Consider the following 17,386-nt stretch of genomic DNA (forward strand, 5'->3'; position numbering starts at 1 on the left):
CGGACCGGCGACCATGGCCCGGGCGGTCGAACCGCCGCCCCTTGTGGAGCAGAGGAGTTCGGATGACGGCGGAAGCGACCATCGCGACGAAGCTCGGGATCCAGCCGGGCACGGTGGCCATGGAGATCGGCCATGACGACGATGTCGACTCGGAGTTGCGGGAGGCGGTGGAGAAGGCGACGGGGGCGGACCTCCTCAGCGACGAGAGCGGCGAGGTCGTCGACGTGGTCCTGGCGTGGTTCCGGGAGGACGACGGGGACCTGATGGACTTCCTCGTCGACGCGCGCGCGCCGCTGGCGGAGGGCGGGATCATCTGGCTGTTGACCCCGAAGACGGGACGGGACGGCTACGTCGAGCCCTCCGACATCAGCGAGGCCGCGAGCTCCGCAGGCCTCGCCCGGACCTCCACGATCTCCGCCGTGTCCGAGTGGAGTGCCACCAGGCTTGTGGGGCCCAGGGGGTAGCCGCGTCGGTCCTTGCGGCCCTCGTCCGGACGACCGGGCGAGGGCCGTTTCTATGTGATCAGCCATCAGCGGTCCCTGCTGACCGGGCTGCTGGTCGCGGCGGGGGCGGGGCGGTGGAGGTCGTGGTGGTGCTTGAGGACGGGGTAGATCCAGGCGACCAGCGCAAGGAGGAGGGCGAAGGGGAGGACGGTGTAGGCCGCGGCGGCGGCCGGGCTGTGCTGGGCGTGCGGGTTCTGGTCAGGCAGCGACATCGTCGGTGGGGGAGGGGTCGTCGGAGGTGTTCTTGAACTCGGCGGCGGGCAGGTCGAGTTCGGCCCAGACCGTCTTGGCGCTGGGGTCGCGGGGGAGGGTGCCCCAGCGGTCGGCGAGCGCGTCCACGAGGGTGAGCCCGCGCCCCGACTGGGAGTCCGCCGGGCAGGCCATCGTGGGGAGCGCGGGCCGGCGGTCGCCCCGGCAGTCCGAGACCTCGATCCGGAGCACGGTGGTGCACGCCCGGCGCGCGGTGGTGAGGGAGAGGTGCAGCTCGAACCCGCGCCCCGGCATGCGCCCGTGCGTGGAGGCGTTGGCGGCCAGCTCCGCGACGATGATCAGCGCGTGGTGAAAAGCCTCCGGCCAAAGGGAGTTGAGGTCCCAGGTGGTCAGCTGCTGTCTGGCGATCCGGCGGCCGGTCGCGGCGCCCTTGGGGGTGGCGGAGAGGAGCGCGGTGTGGGCGCGCGGCTCCGGTTCGTCGAGGGGGATTTCGGACTTCATGGGGAAAAGCCTGCCCCCCCGGGCTTAGGCTGACGATGCATCTGGTGGGCACGGTGAGTGCCTGTGCGTGCGCGGAAAGTGTCGTGTGACGGCGGTCGGCCGTGACCGGAAAATGGGGAGGTCGGAATGACCGAAGTTAAGGGAACCGGCGGAGACAGCGGCGACGTCGTGCGCCCGCAGCTGGACGAGGACCTGTCGGAGGTGTCGGACTTCCTCAGGGCGATCGGCAAGCAGATCAAGCTCCTGCGCGAGCGGGCGGGGCTGACGCAGAAGGAGTTCGCCAAGCAGGTCGGCTACACCGAGAGCCTGATCGGGGCGGTCGAGCAGGGGAAGCGGACGCCGCAGCGGGAGCTGTTGGTCGCGTCGGAGAGGGTCCTGGATGCCAAGGGGCTGCTGATCGTCACCGCGGACGACATCGAGAGCGCGAAGGCCAAGGCGCGCGTGCGGCACCCCGAGTGGTTCCGGGGCTACGTGGGCCTGGAGGCCGAGTGCGAAGAGCTCAACAACTGGAGCCTCTGGGACTTCCCGGGACTGCTCCAGACCGAGGCCCACGCCCGAGCCGTCTACGAGATGCGGCAGCCGCCGCTCTCCGAAGAGGTCATCGAGATGCGGGTGGCCGCTCGAATGGCGCGGCAGGAGATCCTCGCCAAGTGGCCCCGAGCCATGTTCAGCTGGGTGATCGACGAGAGCGTGCTCCGTCGACCGATGGGGGGTTGGGACGTTCACGCAGGCCAGCTGCAACACCTGCTGGAGGTGGGGAACACGCGGGGGATGGTGATTCAGGTGATGCCCCTGAACCGTACGGACCACGCTGGTATGGGTGGCCCGTTCATCCTGCTCACCCCGAAGGGCCGTCCGCAGATGGGCTACATCGAGGTGCAGACGAGCAGTAGGCTGATCACGGAGCAGAGTGAAGTCCGTATCCTGAACGCGCGATACAGCACGCTCAGGTCGCAGGCGCACACTCCTGAGGAGTCCCTGTCGTTGATCGAGAAGATTCTGGGAGAGCGATGAGCAGCGAACTGGTGTGGTTCAAGAGCAGCTACAGCGGCAACGAGGGCGGCGAGTGCGTCGAGGTCGCCGAGGCGACGTCGGCCGTGCTCGTCCGTGACTCGAAGGACAAGTCCGGTCCCCACCTCACCTTCTCGCCGGCCGCCTGGCAGGCGTTCGTCGAGTTCGCGCAGTCGGTCTGACGACCAGTCTCCCCACTCGACACCTCGCGGCCGTCCACCCCTCAGTGGACGGCCGCCTTCTGTGTGGGTTCCGCTCCTCCCGTGTGGGGGTTGTGCCCCGTATCCTGAACCCGCGCTACAGCACCCTCACTTCAGGGAGAGCCATGAGCAGCGAACTGGTGTGGTTCAAGAGCAGCTACAGCAGCAACGAGGGCGGCAACTGCGTCGAGGTCGCCTGGTTCAAGAGCAGCTACAGCGGCGACGAAGGCGGCGCGTGCGTCGAGGTCGGCTGGCACAAGAGCAGCCACAGCCACGGCGACAACGCATGCTGCGTCGAGGTCGCCGAGACGACGTCTGCCGTCCTCGTCCGCGACTCCAAGGACCAGTCCGGCCCCCACCTCACCTTCTCCCCGGCCGCCTGGCAGGCCTTCCTGGACTTCGCCCGGTCCGCCTGACCTCCTCATGAGGCGGGCCGGGAAGGATGGCCGTAGCGTGAAGGTGTGGCGGAGCTAAATCCAGCGCTCAGGGTGCTCCGTGGTCTGTCACTGGCAGAGCACGAGGCGGAAAGCACGCTGCTGCGGGCGCAAGGTTTTCACCCGTTGGATGTGACGACATACGCCCAGAACGGCGTTGAGCTGCACGCGTCCATCTGGGAGCAGTCTCCAGTGCCGTACATCTGGCGGATTCTGCCTGCGCTGACCGGCGATGCCTACAGTGCGCTGTTCAATGACCTGCTTCCGCAGGGGTTCATGCCACTCACCGTGAGCGCCTACGACGTCGGCGAGGGCCCCCGGTTCACCTCGTTGTGGGCCACGGCCGGCCCTGTGCCTCCGATCATCGGTCGGCACGGTCTGGACGTCTTCGAGTTCCAGGCGGTGACCAACGAGCTCGCCGGGAACGGATTCCTGCCGTACGACGTGGCGGCCTACTTGTCACCCGACGGCCGGCCCTCCTTCGCGGCGCTGTGGCGGCCCGGCGCGCCCGCCGAACGGCTCGTCGAGCACAACATGTCGGAAGGCCTGCTGGACCTGCGGCGTCGTGACTGGGAGCCGGCGGGCTATGTCCTGACGGCGCTGACCGGATACGACGTGTTCCACGAGGCCCGGTACACAGGGATCTGGCAACGCGGCGATGTCGTGAACAGCGAGGTGCGGGTCGGGCTGTCGTTCGGCGACTTGCAGATGCAACACGACGGCCTGTTGTCCCGAGGCTTCCGGCCGGCGCGGATGCGCGCCTACACCTTGCTCGGTGATCCGCTGACCAGGTGCGCCGGGATCTGGCGCAAGACCTATCTCACCGCCTCGGAAGTGGCATTGCTGGACGACATGATGAAGCCGTTCATGGTCAAGTACCAGGTCCCGGGCGCGGCGGTGGCGCGGGCCGAGCGCGGTCGCCTGGGGCTGTCCCGCGGGTTCGGCGTGGTCGCCCAGGGCTCGACCGATCCCGTCCGCCCCACCTCCCTGTTCCGCATGGCGAGCCTGTCCAAGCCACTGACGGCTGTCGCGGTCTTCCGGCTCATCGAGAGCGGCCAACTGGCGCTGGGGGACCTGGTGTTCGGGCCGGGCGCGCGACTGGGCACGACCTTCGGAACCCAGCCGTACCCGGGCGGCGTTCCGGGAATCACGGTCCAGCATCTGCTGGAGCACACGAGTGGATGGGTGAACAGTCCGAACGACCCGATGTTCAATCACCTCACGTTGAGCCAGCACCAGTTGATCGACTGGATGCTCGGACGCCGGCCCGACGGCTCTCCCAACGCCCCGCTCGCCCACACGCCGGGCCAGACGTACGAGTACCTCAACTTCGGCTACTGCGTGCTGGGCCGGGTGATCGAGGCCGTGACCGGCCAGACGTACGAACAGGCCGTCCGTGAACTGGTGCTGCAGCCGTGCGGCATCACGGACATGTTCCTGGCCGGCGACACGCTCGGCGACCGGCGCCCTGGCGAGGTCGTCTACACCGAGCATCCCGGCGGTGGCGTGGGCCCGTACGACTTCCGCGCCTCGCGGATGGACGCGCACGGTGGCTGGCTGGCGACCGCGGAGGCCCTGGTCCGCTTCCTGGTGCACGTCGACGGCTTCCCGGGGGTCGGGAACATCCTCTCGCCGGGCTCCCTCGCCACGATGTTCACCCGCACGACGGCACACGATCCGACCGGCAAGCCGGTCACCTATGCCAAGGGCTGGCAGATCTCCGACGAGGGAAACCGGTGGCACAACGGTGATCTCCCGGGCAGCGTGGCCCTCATGGTCAGCACTGCCGACGACCGCTGCTGGGCCGTGCTCGTCAACGCCCGCGACCTCTCCCGCCTGGGGGAGATGCACAAGGAACTCGACGACCTGATGTGGCTGCTGGGCAACGTGATCACCGACTGGCCCGTCCTCTCCACCTTCCGCGGCAACCCCTGACGCGTCCTGGTTCGGGGGCCCTGCGGCCGTAGCCATCAGGGCAGCCACATGGTCGGCATGCGAACGATGCCGCTCCTCTCTATGGTTGAGCTGTCTGTGTGCCTCACCCCTAGGAGGCAGCCACCATGTGCTCCTCATACGCACCTGACTTCTCCCACCCCGGCGCCTCCCACGAGAGCCGGGAAACGACAGCGATCCGGGGCCGCCTCGTGTGGTTCCGTGACGACCCCTTCCTGACGTCCAGTGACAACGCGCTGGTGTACGAGGAGGACGGGCTCCTGGTCTGCCAGGACGGGATGATCGTCGCCGCCGGCGACTACGGCCGGCTGGTCGGCGACCTGCCGCCGGGCGTGACCGTCGTGTCCTACCGCGACAAGGTGATCCTGCCGGGGCTCGTCGGTTCCCACGCGCACTACGTCCAGATGCGGATCATCGCCTCCTACGGCGAGCAACTGCCCGAGTGGCTCCAGGACTACGTCTATCCGGAGGAGAGCCGCTTCGTCGACCCGGCCTACGCCCGGCCGATCGCCGCCCTGTTCTGCGACGAGCTGCTGCGCAGCGGGACGACGACCGCCATGGTCTACTGCGCGCCCTCCCCGCAGTCGGTCGACGCGCTCTTCGAGGAGAGCGTGGGCCGGGGGATGCGGCTCGTGGCGGGCAAGGTGCTGATGGACCGCAACGCCCCGCCCGCCATGCTGGACTCCTCTCCCGAACAGGCCTACGAGGACTCCGCGAACCTGATCAAGCGGTGGCACGGCCTTGGCCGCAGCGTCTACGCGGTCACGCCGCGCTTCGCCTTCACCTGCACCTCCCGGATGCTGAGCGCGGCCGGCGAGCTGTGGCGCGACCATCCCGGCACCCTCCTCCAGACCCACGTCTCGGAGAACGTCCGGGAGATCGAACAGGTGGCGGAGTTGTTCCCGCGCCCGCAGTACCGCGACTACGTCGACGTCTACGAGCAGCACGGGCTGCTCGGGCCGGGCGCGGTCTTCGCCCATGCCGTGCACCTCAGCAAGCGGGAGTGGCGGCGGCTGCACGAGACCGGCAGCGGGGTGTCGCACTGCCCGACGTCGAACCTGTTCCTCGGCTCCGGCCTCTTCCGCATGAAGCGGGCGGTCAAGCCGGGGCGGCGGGTGCCCGTCGGCCTGGGCTCCGACGTCGCCGGGGGCACCAGCCTCTCGCTGCTCCAGACCGCGAGCGAGGCCTACAAGGTCGGTGCGCTGCGGGGGTTCCCGATGGACGGGGTCAAGCTCTTCTACCTCGCGACCGTGGGCTCGGCGACGGCGATGCGCCTCGACCACCTGATCGGGTCGCTGGAGCCGGGCCACGAGGCCGACTTCATCGTGCTGGACCCGGCCGCGACCCCGCAGCTGGACGCGCGCACCGGCCACGTCGACTCCGTCGACGACCTGCTGTTCTCCCTCGCGGTCATGGGCGACGACCGCACCGTCCTGGCCACGTACGTCGCCGGACGCCTCGCCCACCACCGCGACGCCTGCCCCGCACCCCCGCCCGTTCGCCTGGCCGACACGAGAGGACCAGAGAGATGACCGAACAAACCAGGCCGCTGCTGTGCGCCTCCTACGACAAGGACGCCAAGGAGAAGTGGAAGCCGGTCCCCGGGATCCCCGGAGCCGGATCGAGCTTCGGGCCCGCCGTCGAGGCGTACAAGAGCCTGCTGTACTGCGTCCACCAGGACGTGACGGATGAAGGCTCCAGCACGCTGTGGTGGAGCCACACCGGGGACGATCCCGTCGCCTGGACGCCGGACGAGGCCGTCCGCGATGCCGACGGGCGTACGGTTCCGTGCGTCGGCGCCCCCGCGGTGACGCACGCCAACGACTTCCTGTACTGCGTCAACCACCGGAGCGAGGAGAACAACTACCTCTGGTGGTCGCGCTACAACACGGAGGGTGAGGAGATCGGCTGGCGCAACTGGCAGCCGCTGGAGGACAAGGAACACAGCATCGTCCGCTCGGCGAACCCGGCCGCGCTCGCCGTCTACGACGGGCTCGTGTACTGCGTGCACGACGACGAGGACGGCGCGCTCAAGTGGATCACCTACGACACCCACGACAGGGCCTGGGGAGAGGACAGCCCGATCCCCGGCGGCATCCCGTCCCGGCAGGTGCTCGCCATCGAACGGTACAAGGGCCGGCTGTACTGCCTGCACGACGGCGAGGACGACTGCCTGTACTGGATCACCTATGACAGCGAAACGGGGGAGTGGAGCGAGGACCGCCGCGTCCAGGACATCCACGGCAGACCGGTCCAGGGCGCCCGGACCCTCGCGGTCTCCCGGTACAACGACGGCCTCTACTGCAGCTACTACAAGGGACCGGACGCCGGCCCCGGCACGCTGCACTGGCTCAAGTACAACAGCGACTACGAGAACCCCTGGAGCACGGAGCAGTCCGGCCCCGCCGGCCAGGCGTATCCGGGGCTCGACACCGCACCCCACTTCGGCCTCATCTACCTGGTGTACCGGGGCTGAGCGGCGAACCGCCGGGGCCGGCGTCGCATCGACGCCGGTCCCGGCAGTTCGGGATCAGATGTTCCTCCGGAACCGGGCGGAGGCCGAGACGTGGTGACGTCCGGTCAGTCATGTCGTGGTCGTCCACCCTCTTCTCGGCGACCTGGGGCATGCTGAGTCCGTCGATCGACCACACCCCGGAGGAGTGAGCATGTCGGACATCCCTGACGAGCTGCGGTATGCCGAGACACACGAGTGGGCGCACCTGGAGGCGGACGGCACGGTGACGGTCGGGATCAGCGACCACGCCCAGAAGGCCCTCGGCGACATCGTGTTCGTGGAGCTGGCGGAGGTCGGCAAGGTCTTCGAGGCCGGCGAGCCCGCAGGCATCGTCGAGTCGGTCAAGAGCGCATCGGACTTCTACGCCCCGGTGGGCGGCAAGGTCCTCGCCGTGAACGAGGAACTGATCGACACCCCGGAGTTCATCAACGACTCGCCCTACGAGGCCTGGATCCTCAAGCTCCAGCCGTCGAACAAGACCGACTACGGCAACCTCCTCGACGCCCCCGCCTACCGAGCGGCCACCGCCGACTGACCCGCGGCCCCGTGCCGCCCACAGGAACTGACAGACCGTGAGGGATCGGATGGCGCCCCGGAACGCCTCCATCCAGCGGGTCTCGCGGACGCCGCCGGTCCACTGGTCGCAAAGGGTCTTCTCCACGACCTACCGCGGCGCAACTCGCCGGGTCATCGGTGTGCTCGACTCCGACGGCAACCTCTCCATCGCGGGCAGGCTCGTCACCGACCAGAAGAACCTGACGAACTGACCCACGGTTCTGACCCGGCGCGGGGCGGCGCCGACCACCGGCGCCGCCCCGCACTGCTGCCGACCGCTAGGCCCGTTTCGTTCGGATCAGTAGACGGAACCAAGGGCGGGTGACTGCCGAGGCCGGTGCGGTCCAGCCCACTTCCACCGCAGCAGGTCGGGGTCCTCCTGGGCCGGGCAGCTACGCCGCCGCCACGATGCGCTCCACTGCGGCCGTTACCAGTTGCTCACGCTCAACCTCCGTGAAGACGTCCGGCAGGGTGAGCTGTTCAACGATCAGCCAATTCAGCGTCAGCATGAGCAGCTTGACCGCCGTGGTGTCGCCGGGGAGACCGGAGGTCTCGTGATGGGCGACGTTGGCGTCCACGTCGGCCCGGACCCGCTCCGTGAGGACCTTGCGCAGTTCGGGGCGGCGGGTGGCTTCGAGACGGAGTTCCAGCAGCGCGAGGTAGCCGGTGCGGAAGGAGGCGATGCGGCCCACGAGTTCGCGCATCAGCTCTACGTAGGCGTCCCGGTCGCGGCCGGCTGCTTGCTGGCGGGCAATCGTGGCCTCGTCGGGCTGGAGTCGCTCGTAGACCCGGGCGCCGGCCTGCGTGAACAGGTCGTCGCGGTTGGGAAAGTAGTTGCACGCCGTGCCGGCGGGAACGGCCGCCTCGGCGTCCACGGCCCGGAAAGTCAGGCCGCGTGCGCCTTCCCGGGCCAGCACCTCGATCGCCGCGTCGACGAGGGCCGCGCGCCGCTGGTCATTCCGTCTCACCATTGACACCACTCCAGGTGTAGTACTACGTTCAAACCACTTCAATCAGAGTACTACGTATGGGGGGCCACTTTGCGGAAGCTCGTGTACTACATCGGCGTCTCGCTCGACGGCCGCATCGCCGGTCCCGGCGGCGAGGTCGACTTCTTTCCGCAGGGCGACGAGCAGCAGGCCGCCGCCTACTCGACTTGGATGAACGCGCTGTACCCGGAGACCGTCCCGACCGCCATTCGCGCGGCCGTCGGTGTCGCCGACGCGCCCAACCGGCGTTTCGACACCGTCGTCATGGGCCTCGGTACCTACCGCCCGGCCCTCGACAACGGGATCACCAGCCCGTACGCGCACCTGCGCCAGTACGTGGTGTCCGGCACCCTCAAGCCGGACACCGACCCAGCCGTCACCGTGGTGCCGAGCGACCCGCTCGCCCTCGTCCGCGAGCTCAAGGGCGAGGCGGACGCCGTGCTGGACATCTGGCTCTGCGGGGGCGGCCGGCTCGCGGGCACCCTGCTGTCCGAGATTGACGAGCTGCTGATCAAGACGTATCCGGTCATTGCCGGAAGCGGAGTCCCGGTGGTCGAGGGTGCCTTCGACCCCACTGTCTTCGACGTCGCCGAGCGCACCGCCTTCCCCAACGGGGTCACCCTCACCCGCCTCACCCGTCGCTAGGCGGTTTCGGTTCAGCGGGCGGACCAGAGGCAGATGCCCGCGATGTGGAGTCCGGCCAGGTAGCTGGTCGCCGTCTTCTCGTAGCGGGTGGCGATGCCGCGCCACTGCTTGAGGTGGTTGATGCACCGCTCGACGGTGTTGCGCTGCTTGTAGGTGTCGCGGTCGAAGGCCGGTGGTCTGCCGCCTTGTCCGCCGCGCCGCAGCCGGTGGGCCTGCTGGTCCGCCGGGACTGGGATCACCGCGGCGTTCCGGTCTGGAACGTGAAGGCGATCGCGTTGATCACCTGTCGGTGGTCTCGCCGGCGGCCACCCTGCTTCGGCGTCCGGTCCGGCAACAACGGCTCCATCCGCGCCCACTGCGCGTCACTCAACGGCACGACCGGACCAACGATCCGATGATCGGAACGAAACGCCCAACCGCAGTCGGCCACGCCCCCTCGCCCGGCCCGGCCTCCCGCCCTGACCCGGCATGGCGCGGAGTAGGAAGTCGGCCAGGCCGACTTCCTACTCCGCGGGAACGGCTCGGTTCGTCCGGGTGGCCTCGCCGATTCCTCGGCGAGGCCACCCTCAAGCAGTCCACACTCTGATCCGACGGCACGAGTGTGGCCGCGAAGACCCAGGGCCCCATGCCGCCCGAGTGGAGTGACAACCCGTGAGTTCACCGGAGCCGAGAAGCTCCCCGCAGAGGCCGCCCCCCAGTGCCCCCGCCACCGGGAGATCGCCGAATCCCACGCCGTCCCCTTCACCGAGTACTGGCTGCCGTCCGGGTCGTGAGCCCGCCCCCGACCCGATTTCGCGTGGCTGATCGTCTCGCCAGTGGAGATGGCGCTCCAGATCGACAGGCCCGTCACGCTGTCCCGACTTCCGGGCGTGCGCATCGGTGTCGTACCGCTGTCAGCGCGGATGACCGAGGTCGGCTCGTCCTCCTTCATCGCCTGTGACAGTCGGCTGGTCATCGTGGAGATCCCGCACGCCGAGGTCTCCACCACGGACCCCAAGGATCTGGACCTCTACCTGGCGCGGTTCAGAAGATTCGAGCAACTGTCCCTCGAAGGCGAGCCCATGCGGGAATTGCTAGCGGCCATCCGGGACGAGTTCTTGAGGCAACGAGAAACCTCCTGATTTCCCATCAGGTCCGGCCCTACCTTGAATCCCGCTCGCCCCGTGCGGTTAGCAGAAGGTGAGGGAGATCCATGTCCACCGCGACATTGCCGGCGCTGGACGAAGTGGGTCACGGGGAGCGGGGGAGTTCTGGCCTCCGAGTCCGACCGTCGATCTGGTGGTCGAAGAACTCAGCCGACGTGCGGTGCCGGTCTTCCGGGCGGACACGGCGTGGTTCCCGTCGAGGCTCGCCGTGGCGGCGAGCCTCGACGGCCAATGCGGCTGGCGCGGAGAGCTCGCCGCCGACTACCGCTCGCTCGGCCTGCAACCGCCGCCCCAAGCCGAGCCCGCCCGAACTACCCTCGGAGGCGATGAGGTGCTGGTCACCGAGGTGGACGGTGCGCCGGGCGCGGGGGTGGGCAACGTGGCGACGTCGTCGTCCACGGCGCCCGGGCTGATCGGATCAGATGGCGACCCAGAACGCCTCCATCCAGCGGGCCTCGCCGATGCTGCCGATCCACTGGTCGTACGACCACAGGTCCGTGCCCTTCCAGCCGACGTTCTGCACGTGGGCGGCGGCCTTCATGGTCTCGTTGGTGCTGCGCAGATGAATCGCTTCGAGCGCGTTGCCGGCGGGGTTGTAGATCTCGGCCCAGGTGCCCGGATCCACGCGGCGCTCGACGCCGGTGCCGGCGTTGGCCCAGTGCATCTGCACGTTGAAGTTCAGGTCTCCGTACACGGCGAAGTACACGCGGTCGATCGGGTCGTTCTGGCCCGTGGTGCCGGTGAAGCCCGCGGCGCCGTCGGTGCACAGCAGGGAGGTCCACCCCGCGTTCCGCGAGTGGGCCCGGTAACACAGGGAGCGCGCGTTCTGGAGCGTGGTGCCGGACGGGGCCGCCGCCGTGCGTGCCACGTCCACCGCCTCGGCCGTGTCCGGGGCCGGCTTCTGGATCTTGGCCTCGGTGCCCGACGCGGGGGTGGCGGCCGGGCCGGTCGCCTGCGCCACCGGGACCATGCCGAGGAACGTGAGTGCAGTGAGCGCAGAGACGGCGGTCAGTGTGCGGGATCGCATGATCACTTGTCCGTTCGCTAGCTGGGTCAACTGCTTTGCACGCGTAAGGAAATAACATGCGACGCACCCGGGCCATGCGGGAACCGGACACAATTCCGGCCGCACGGCGCAGGCGCGGCCCGGGTTACGGGTGTGCCGGGAGGATCCAGTGCGCGTGCTTCTGCGGCGAGTGGAGGGAGGTGTTGCGCCACTCGCGCGGGGAGAGGCCGTAGGTGGCCTTGAACGAGCGGCTGAAGTGCGAGGCGTTGGTGAAGCCCCAGTGATGGGCCACGGCCGCGATGCTCCGGCCCCGGCCCTGTCGGCCGCCCAGGGCGCGGCGGCACTGTTCCAGGCGGCGCTGCTGGATCCAGCGGCGGACGGTGGTGCCTTCGAGTTCGAAGAGCTTGTGCAGGTGGCGCACGGACATGTGGTGGTGGCGGGCGATGGCCTCGGGGGTGAGGCCCCGGTCGGTGAGGTTCTCGTCGACGTGGGCCTGGATCCGCAGCAGCGTCATCCGGGAGGGGTCGGGCGTGTCCCGCAGATCGCGACCGAGGTGTTCCTCGGCGAGCGTCTGGATCAGGCTCACCGCGCGACCGGCGACCAGCGCTCCCGCCTTCGGCCGGTAGCTGCCCGCCGAGTCGGCGAGGTGGGACAGGAGCGGCGGCATCAGCCGGCCGAGCGGCGATCCGGCGCCGAGCGGAATCGCGGTGATCCGCCGGAGGTCGGACTCGGTCAGGCCCAGCGCCCGGCGGGACAGCACCAGGGACTTGGTGCTGAACCGCTCGGGTACGGTCAGCCGGACCGGGCGCGCCAGGTCGTAGACGAAGAGCTGACCCGCGCGCAGACGGGTCTCCCGGGTGTCCTGTTCGACGTGCAGGGAGCCCCGGTCGAGGATCTTGACGACGACGAACTCCTCGTCGTCGCTGCGGGCGATGAGGCGCCGGGTCCGTTGCGCCTGGTGGGGGTCCCCCTCCACGGTGACGGCCTGGAGCCGGCCCAGCAGCGAGGTGCGGATCGTGCCGTGCTCGACCTCGTCGGGCAGCTTCATGTCCACCGGCCCGAACGTCCGCGAGAGCGCCTCGCGCCAGTACGCCCGTCTGCCCGACACGGGCAACCCCTCGGTCGTGTAGTGCGCGGCCACACCCTCCGGCACCGTCTCCGACGTCTCCAACGATACGATCCTTGACCCGTTGACCTGCAGATTCGATCCACATCATGAACCGGGCCCCGGTCCACCGGGGAACGGCGGGCGGAACCCGTGCACGCAGACGGCAGGTCATTGCGCGGACGGGCAAGTCGGCTCGGCGGTTCCCGTCGGCTTACGGAACGAAGCGGGCATCGGCGGCCCGGCGGCGCCCCACAAGCCGTCCTGCCGCTCGGCCCAGGCCGAACCAGGGCAGGCACTGCGGCAGTCCCTCGATCTCCACCGGGACCGTCCGGTGCTCCCGCCACCGCTCGGCGGTGAGGCGCAGCCGGCGCAGGACGACGGCCCGCTCGCGGACGACGTGGTGCTCGATGCCGTCCTCGCGGTACCCCAGCTTCCCCGACACCCCCAGCGACGCCGTGTTGTGGGCGTAGGCACCGGAGACGGCGTGCCGGGCGGCGAGCCCGGCGAAGGCCAGGTGGAGGACGGCGGCACGCATCTCGGTGCCCAGGCCCCGGCCGTGGTGTTGCCGGCCGAGCCACGAACCGGTGCGCACCTCGCGGAGGATCGCGAAGTCCCGGGCGCCGATGCCCTGGGTGCCCACGACGACGCCGTCCCGCAGCGCCACGAGGTTCAGCTCCCAGTCCGCCGGCTGCCACGCGCCCCAGCAACGCCAGTGGTACTGCAGGACGCTCCGCGCCCGCTGCGCCGGTGCGACGTCCGTCCAGGCGACCGTGAACGGCTGCACGGCCGGGTCGTGCACGCCTTCGGCGGCCAGCGAGGCCAGGGCGGCGAGCTCGTCCGGGTCGGGCAGTCGCAGCTCCAGGCGTGGGGTGGTCAGCCGTAGGCCGCCGAGCGGCCAGTGCGGGAGCAGGCTCATGCCCGGCCATTCTCCGGACCCTCCGCCGCCGAGGCCACCGGATATCGGGGGTCGGCGCATCAGCCGCGGTAGTGGTCGGCGACCGCGGCGAACGCGGCCTTGGGCTCCCACGGCAGGTCCGGGTAGGTGGCGCCGTTGCGGTCCTCCAGCACCTTCACGACGCCGTAGCTCGCCAGGTCCAGGTCCTCGCGGGGGTCGCCGTCCGGGCGGTACGGGTAGTCGTAGAGGGCGAAGGTGAACACGAAGGCGCTGTCGATGCCTCCCGCGTCGAACGCCTCCAGCAACTCGCGCAGGTAGGCGGCCTGGCCGGCCTCGTCGCGGGCGTACGCGCCGTCGAGCCGCAGCGGCGCGCGGGTGGCGGCGTCGTACTCGACGACCTCCAGGCCGCGGGCCCCCCGGTCGCCGGCGCCCCGGTAGCCGGCCGCGCCGAACTCGGTGACGGCCACCGGCTTGCCCTGGCCGACGAGTTGCCGCACGCCGGCGGCGAACCGGTCGGCGACCTCGGCCGACCGGTAGAGGTCCAGGGAGACGATGTCGAACGGGGTCCAGTCGACGTTCTCCAGCGGGACGGCGGCGTAGGTGACCCTGCCGCCGAAGCGCTCGCGGACCAGCGGCACGGCCTCGGCCAGGAACGCGTTGACCTTGGCACCGGCCGTACCGATGTGCTCGCGCACCCGCTCGGGGCGGCTCAGCAGCGCCACGCGCTCGTCGGTGCTGTCGCCGGGCAGGAACCCCTTGTTCATCAGGCTGAGTTCGGCGCCGGTGACGAACACGACCTCGGCTCCGCGCCGCCTGAGCCGCTCCGCGCGCTCGGCGCAGTCGGCGAACAGCGACAGCATCCCGTCGGTGGTCAGTTCGAGCGGGTAGGGGGAGAACCAGACCTCAAGGCCGAGGTCGGCGGCGTACCCGGCGGCGAGTTCGATCCGGTCGGGGTCCCCGCCCATGACGCGGACCGCGGTGCAGTGCAGGTCGTCGCGGATGATCGCCAGCTCGCGCCGGACCACCTCCGGGTCGAACCGCTTGCGGCCGAGGTGGCCGTTCCAGGCGAAGCCGGTGTCGTAGCTGATGCCTTTGGCGCGCATGCGTCGCTCCCTCTCCTTGGACGCGGAGGTTTACGGTACGGACCGTACCCTACTTGTCGGGGCTTCGGGCAGCTGGCCAGAATGGGAAGGTACGCAGCGTGCCGATAGCGAGTAGGGGCCGCCATGCCGGAACGACCGATGGGCCCGCCGTCCGCCGCCGGGCGGACGCGGCGGCGCGGAGCCGCCCTGGAGGACGCGATCCTGCGCGCGGCCGTGGACGAACTCACCGGGTCCGGGTTCGCCGGCCTGACGATGGACAAGGTCGCCGCGCGCGCCGGCACCAACAAGAACGCGATCTACCGCCGCTGGCCCAACCGCCTCGCCCTCGCCGTCGCCGCCTACCGGCGGCTCGCCACGACCGTCCAGCCGCCCGACACCGGCAGCCTGCGCGGCGACGTCCTGGAGTGGCTGCGCCAGGCGAACCGTTACTGGAGCTCCCCCCAGGGCGCCATCCTGCGCGAACTCCTCGCCGCCGCCGGGGGCACCGCCGAACTCCTGGCACAGCTCCAGGAACAGTCCGGCGAGGCGGCCGCCGCCCCGTGGCTGACCATCCTGGGGCGCGCGATCGCCCGGGGCGAAGCCTTCCCGGAGGCGCTCCACCCCAGGGTCGCCACCGTCGCCATGACCCTGCTGCGCAACGAGTTCGTCGTGCGCGGCGCCCCCACCGCCCCCGACGAGGTGCTCGTCGAGATCGTCGACGAGGTGTACCTCCCCCTGGTGCGGGGCCGGGGCGTACCACCGGCCTGAGGCCGCCGTCGGTGCGTCCATCCGCCGTTGACCGGATGTGAACAGGTGATTCCTAGCGTCGCTTCGCAGCAGTTCCCAGCGAAGCGAAACGAGGGATCACAGAGATGCGTCGATTCTCCGCCGTCTCCGTCGCGATGGTCGCCCTGGCGGGTGCCGTCGCCTTCACCGTCCCGGCCTCGGCCTCGGCTGCGCCCGCGCCTGAGGCCGGGTCCGCGTCCGCGTCCTTGTCCGCGTCCGGTGCGGCCTTCTGGGCCAAGCAGAACGCGGTCGGCGCGGTGGCCGACGCGATCACCGCCGAGGTGCGGAGGCTGCCGGACGAGGGCGGCTACAGCGGGCTGGTCACCGACCCCGACAGGTCCGCCGTCACCGTGTACTGGAAGGGCGGGGTGCCGGCGGAGGTCCGTCAGGCCGCGCGCGGCGACCGGCGGGTGAAGGTCACCTTCGCGGACGCGCCGTACACCCACCGCCAACTGCTCGACGCCCGCGACGCGGCCTTCGCCCAGCGGGAGCGGCTCCAGGGGAGGCTCACCTCCGTCGGCCCGAGCCCGGACGGCAAGGGCCTGATCCTCGGCGTCGCCGAGGCCGGCGGCAACGCCCTCGGTGCCCAGGCCACCGCGTCGGTCGCCGGCGACATCACGGAGCTCACCGGCGGGGTCGCCGTCGTCCAGGTGAAGAACGAGAACCCGCAGGCGGCGACGGGAACGGCCGTGGCCGCCGCCGGCACCTCCGGGCGGGACACCCAGCAGGCGTACGGCGGCGCGCGGTGGACCTTCTGGAGGGGGAACGACGGGTACGTCTGCTCCACCGGGTTCGCCGTCCGCTACCCGGGGAGCCAGTACCGGATGATGACCAGCGCCGCGCACTGCGGCGACCAGGGAACGCCGGCGTACAGCCTGCAGTACCCCGACAGCAGGTCGTTCGGCTCGGTCGGGCACCGCGACACGGAACGGGACGTCAACCTCATCTACGCCGGCGCCTCGGACTTCTTCCAGCCGCGCATGTGGTGGGGGCCCTGGGCGGAGGCGTCGAACGCCGGCGACCAGCGGACCTGGCCGGTCAAGGGGCTGCACCAGAACCACGTGGGGCAGCGGGTGTGCACGTCCGGCTCGCAGTCGGGGGACATCTGCGACATCACCATCGAGGCCACGGAACAGACCGTCACCTACGGCAACGGGATGGTGGTCCAGCGGACGGTCAGGGTGCACAAGCCCAACCAGCCCGTCTGGGGCCAGGGCGACAGCGGCGGCCCCGTCTCCCAGCCCAACGGCTCCGACGTCTACGCCAACGGGATCATCTCCGGCGGCACCAACGACGCCCAGTGCCAGGGGAAGACCAACCGCATCTGCGGCACGACCGGCTGGTACGCGCCCCTCGACATCTACCTGGAGAAGTACGGGCTCGAACTCGTCACCGAGTAGCCCACGCGGCGCGGCGCGGCGCGGCGCGGCGGGGCGGGGCGGCATAGCCTCGTGCCATGGTGCAGAGCAGGGCGAGTGACGTGGACGGCTACCTGGCCGAGGTCCCCGAGGAGCGCAGGGCCGCGCTGACGCGGGTGCGGGAGCTGTGCCGGGAGGAACTGCAGGGCGCCGGCTTCGCGGAGGTCATGGCGTACGGGATGCCCGCCTACGAGCGGGACGGCTCCTGCGACATCGCGTTCGCCAGCCAGAAGCAGTACGTCTCCTTCTACCTCATGCGCGCCGACGTCCGCGAGGCGTTCGCGCGGCGGCTGGCCGACCAGGACATGGGCAAGGGCTGCCTGCGGTTCCGCAGGCCGGAGAAGATCGACTTCGGCCTGCTGCGGGACCTGCTCAGGGCCACCGCCACCCGGCCAAGTACGCCGGGACAGCGGTAGGCGGCGGGTTGCGT

22 protein-coding genes and 1 pseudogene are annotated in these 17,386 nt (G+C 70.2%); 14 read left to right on the forward strand and 9 right to left on the reverse strand.

Annotation, left to right across the window (positions count from 1 at the left end; genetic code table 11):
* Window positions 1-62 precede the first annotated feature (62 nt).
* Entirely contained in the window at window positions 63-464 is a 402-nt protein-coding gene (locus ACFZBX_RS21960; RefSeq protein WP_391535451.1) for a DUF3052 domain-containing protein, read from the forward strand.
* Between the two features lie 65 nt (window positions 465-529).
* Here the strand turns inward: ACFZBX_RS21960 and ACFZBX_RS21965 are convergent, their stop codons facing one another.
* Window positions 530-715, reverse strand: coding sequence for a hypothetical protein (locus tag ACFZBX_RS21965; protein WP_391535452.1), 186 nt, complete (start codon window positions 713-715; stop codon window positions 530-532).
* Window positions 702-1,214 carry an ATP-binding protein gene (locus ACFZBX_RS21970; protein ID WP_391535453.1) on the reverse strand — a complete coding sequence of 171 codons (513 nt, stop codon included), beginning with the start codon at window positions 1,212-1,214 and terminating at the stop codon, window positions 702-704. The genes ACFZBX_RS21965 and ACFZBX_RS21970 overlap by 14 nt, the downstream gene beginning before the upstream one ends.
* A gap of 126 nt (window positions 1,215-1,340) precedes the next feature.
* On the opposite strand from ACFZBX_RS21970, the gene ACFZBX_RS21975 reads away from it, so the two are divergent.
* The 8 genes from ACFZBX_RS21975 to ACFZBX_RS22010 all read left to right on the forward strand — a co-directional run bounded on the left by ACFZBX_RS21975 (window position 1,341) and on the right by ACFZBX_RS22010 (window position 8,094).
* On the forward strand, window positions 1,341-2,228 hold the full coding sequence (locus ACFZBX_RS21975) for a Scr1 family TA system antitoxin-like transcriptional regulator (RefSeq protein ID WP_391535454.1): 888 nt from the start codon (window positions 1,341-1,343) through the stop codon (window positions 2,226-2,228).
* On the forward strand, window positions 2,225-2,407 hold the full coding sequence (locus ACFZBX_RS21980) for a DUF397 domain-containing protein (RefSeq protein ID WP_391535455.1): 183 nt from the start codon (window positions 2,225-2,227) through the stop codon (window positions 2,405-2,407). Before ACFZBX_RS21975 ends, ACFZBX_RS21980 begins: the two co-directional genes overlap by 4 nt.
* A 143-nt stretch (window positions 2,408-2,550) precedes the next feature.
* A complete protein-coding gene (locus ACFZBX_RS21985) occupies window positions 2,551-2,841 on the forward strand; it encodes a DUF397 domain-containing protein (protein WP_391535456.1) in 291 nt (96 codons plus the stop codon).
* A gap of 45 nt (window positions 2,842-2,886) precedes the next feature.
* Window positions 2,887-4,794, forward strand: coding sequence for a serine hydrolase (locus ACFZBX_RS21990; RefSeq protein ID WP_391535457.1), 1,908 nt, complete (start codon window positions 2,887-2,889; stop codon window positions 4,792-4,794).
* A gap of 209 nt (window positions 4,795-5,003) precedes the next feature.
* The gene (guaD, locus tag ACFZBX_RS21995; RefSeq protein WP_391535458.1) at window positions 5,004-6,344 is read left to right on the forward strand and encodes a guanine deaminase; all 1,341 of its coding nucleotides are present in this window, start codon (window positions 5,004-5,006) and stop codon (window positions 6,342-6,344) included.
* Entirely contained in the window at window positions 6,341-7,288 is a 948-nt protein-coding gene (locus ACFZBX_RS22000; RefSeq protein ID WP_391535459.1) for a hypothetical protein, read from the forward strand. The genes guaD and ACFZBX_RS22000 overlap by 4 nt, the downstream gene beginning before the upstream one ends.
* A 190-nt stretch (window positions 7,289-7,478) precedes the next feature.
* Window positions 7,479-7,862 (forward strand): glycine cleavage system protein GcvH, encoded by a 384-nt coding sequence (gene gcvH, locus ACFZBX_RS22005; protein ID WP_391535460.1) that lies wholly within the window; start codon window positions 7,479-7,481, stop codon window positions 7,860-7,862.
* A gap of 49 nt (window positions 7,863-7,911) precedes the next feature.
* Window positions 7,912-8,094, forward strand: coding sequence for a DUF6342 family protein (locus ACFZBX_RS22010; protein ID WP_391535461.1), 183 nt, complete (start codon window positions 7,912-7,914; stop codon window positions 8,092-8,094).
* Between the two features lie 180 nt (window positions 8,095-8,274).
* On the opposite strand, the gene ACFZBX_RS22015 is transcribed toward ACFZBX_RS22010, so the two are convergent.
* Entirely contained in the window at window positions 8,275-8,853 is a 579-nt protein-coding gene (locus ACFZBX_RS22015; RefSeq protein ID WP_391535462.1) for a TetR/AcrR family transcriptional regulator, read from the reverse strand.
* 69 nt (window positions 8,854-8,922) lie between these two features.
* Here ACFZBX_RS22015 and ACFZBX_RS22020 point away from each other — a divergent pair, with 69 nt between their 5' ends.
* Complete coding sequence (locus tag ACFZBX_RS22020) at window positions 8,923-9,516, forward strand: dihydrofolate reductase family protein (protein WP_391535463.1); 594 nt, start codon at window positions 8,923-8,925, stop codon at window positions 9,514-9,516.
* Between the two features lie 11 nt (window positions 9,517-9,527).
* On the opposite strand, the pseudogene ACFZBX_RS22025 reads toward ACFZBX_RS22020, so the two are convergent.
* Both ACFZBX_RS22025 and ACFZBX_RS22030 read right to left on the reverse strand, forming a co-directional pair.
* Window positions 9,528-9,758: pseudogene (locus tag ACFZBX_RS22025) on the reverse strand (IS5/IS1182 family transposase); the annotation flags it as partial.
* On the reverse strand, window positions 9,752-10,393 hold the full coding sequence (locus tag ACFZBX_RS22030; protein WP_391535533.1) for a transposase: 642 nt from the start codon (window positions 10,391-10,393) through the stop codon (window positions 9,752-9,754). The pseudogene ACFZBX_RS22025 and the gene ACFZBX_RS22030, both read right to left, overlap by 7 nt.
* Here ACFZBX_RS22030 and ACFZBX_RS22035 point away from each other — a divergent pair.
* Window positions 10,320-10,637: a Scr1 family TA system antitoxin-like transcriptional regulator gene (locus ACFZBX_RS22035; protein ID WP_391535534.1), complete on the forward strand. Its 318-nt coding sequence runs from the start codon at window positions 10,320-10,322 to the stop codon at window positions 10,635-10,637. The two genes, ACFZBX_RS22030 and ACFZBX_RS22035, sit on opposite strands and share 74 nt — an antisense overlap.
* A 442-nt stretch (window positions 10,638-11,079) precedes the next feature.
* Here ACFZBX_RS22035 and ACFZBX_RS22040 read toward each other — a convergent pair whose 3' ends face one another.
* The 4 genes from ACFZBX_RS22040 to ACFZBX_RS22055 all read right to left on the reverse strand — a co-directional run bounded on the left by ACFZBX_RS22040 (window position 11,080) and on the right by ACFZBX_RS22055 (window position 14,773).
* A complete protein-coding gene (locus tag ACFZBX_RS22040) occupies window positions 11,080-11,688 on the reverse strand; it encodes a hypothetical protein (protein ID WP_391535464.1) in 609 nt (202 codons plus the stop codon).
* A 124-nt stretch (window positions 11,689-11,812) separates the two neighbouring features.
* Entirely contained in the window at window positions 11,813-12,838 is a 1,026-nt protein-coding gene (locus ACFZBX_RS22045) for a helix-turn-helix domain-containing protein (protein ID WP_391535465.1), read from the reverse strand.
* 148 nt (window positions 12,839-12,986) lie between these two features.
* On the reverse strand, window positions 12,987-13,691 hold the full coding sequence (locus ACFZBX_RS22050) for a GNAT family N-acetyltransferase (protein ID WP_391535466.1): 705 nt from the start codon (window positions 13,689-13,691) through the stop codon (window positions 12,987-12,989).
* A gap of 59 nt (window positions 13,692-13,750) precedes the next feature.
* Window positions 13,751-14,773 (reverse strand): hypothetical protein, encoded by a 1,023-nt coding sequence (locus ACFZBX_RS22055; RefSeq protein ID WP_391535467.1) that lies wholly within the window; start codon window positions 14,771-14,773, stop codon window positions 13,751-13,753.
* A gap of 123 nt (window positions 14,774-14,896) precedes the next feature.
* On the opposite strand from ACFZBX_RS22055, the gene ACFZBX_RS22060 reads away from it, so the two are divergent.
* From ACFZBX_RS22060 to ACFZBX_RS22070, 3 genes are all read left to right on the forward strand, one after another.
* Window positions 14,897-15,520 carry a TetR/AcrR family transcriptional regulator gene (locus ACFZBX_RS22060; protein WP_391535468.1) on the forward strand — a complete coding sequence of 208 codons (624 nt, stop codon included), beginning with the start codon at window positions 14,897-14,899 and terminating at the stop codon, window positions 15,518-15,520.
* Between the two features lie 104 nt (window positions 15,521-15,624).
* Complete coding sequence (locus ACFZBX_RS22065) at window positions 15,625-16,938, forward strand: peptidase (RefSeq protein WP_391535469.1); 1,314 nt, start codon at window positions 15,625-15,627, stop codon at window positions 16,936-16,938.
* A 56-nt stretch (window positions 16,939-16,994) separates the two neighbouring features.
* Complete coding sequence (locus ACFZBX_RS22070) at window positions 16,995-17,372, forward strand: iron chaperone (protein ID WP_391535470.1); 378 nt, start codon at window positions 16,995-16,997, stop codon at window positions 17,370-17,372.
* The last annotated feature ends 14 nt before the right edge of the window (window positions 17,373-17,386 follow it).

This window comes from Kitasatospora sp. NPDC008115 (genome assembly GCF_042957205.1).
GTDB lineage: Bacteria > Actinomycetota > Actinomycetes > Streptomycetales > Streptomycetaceae > Kitasatospora.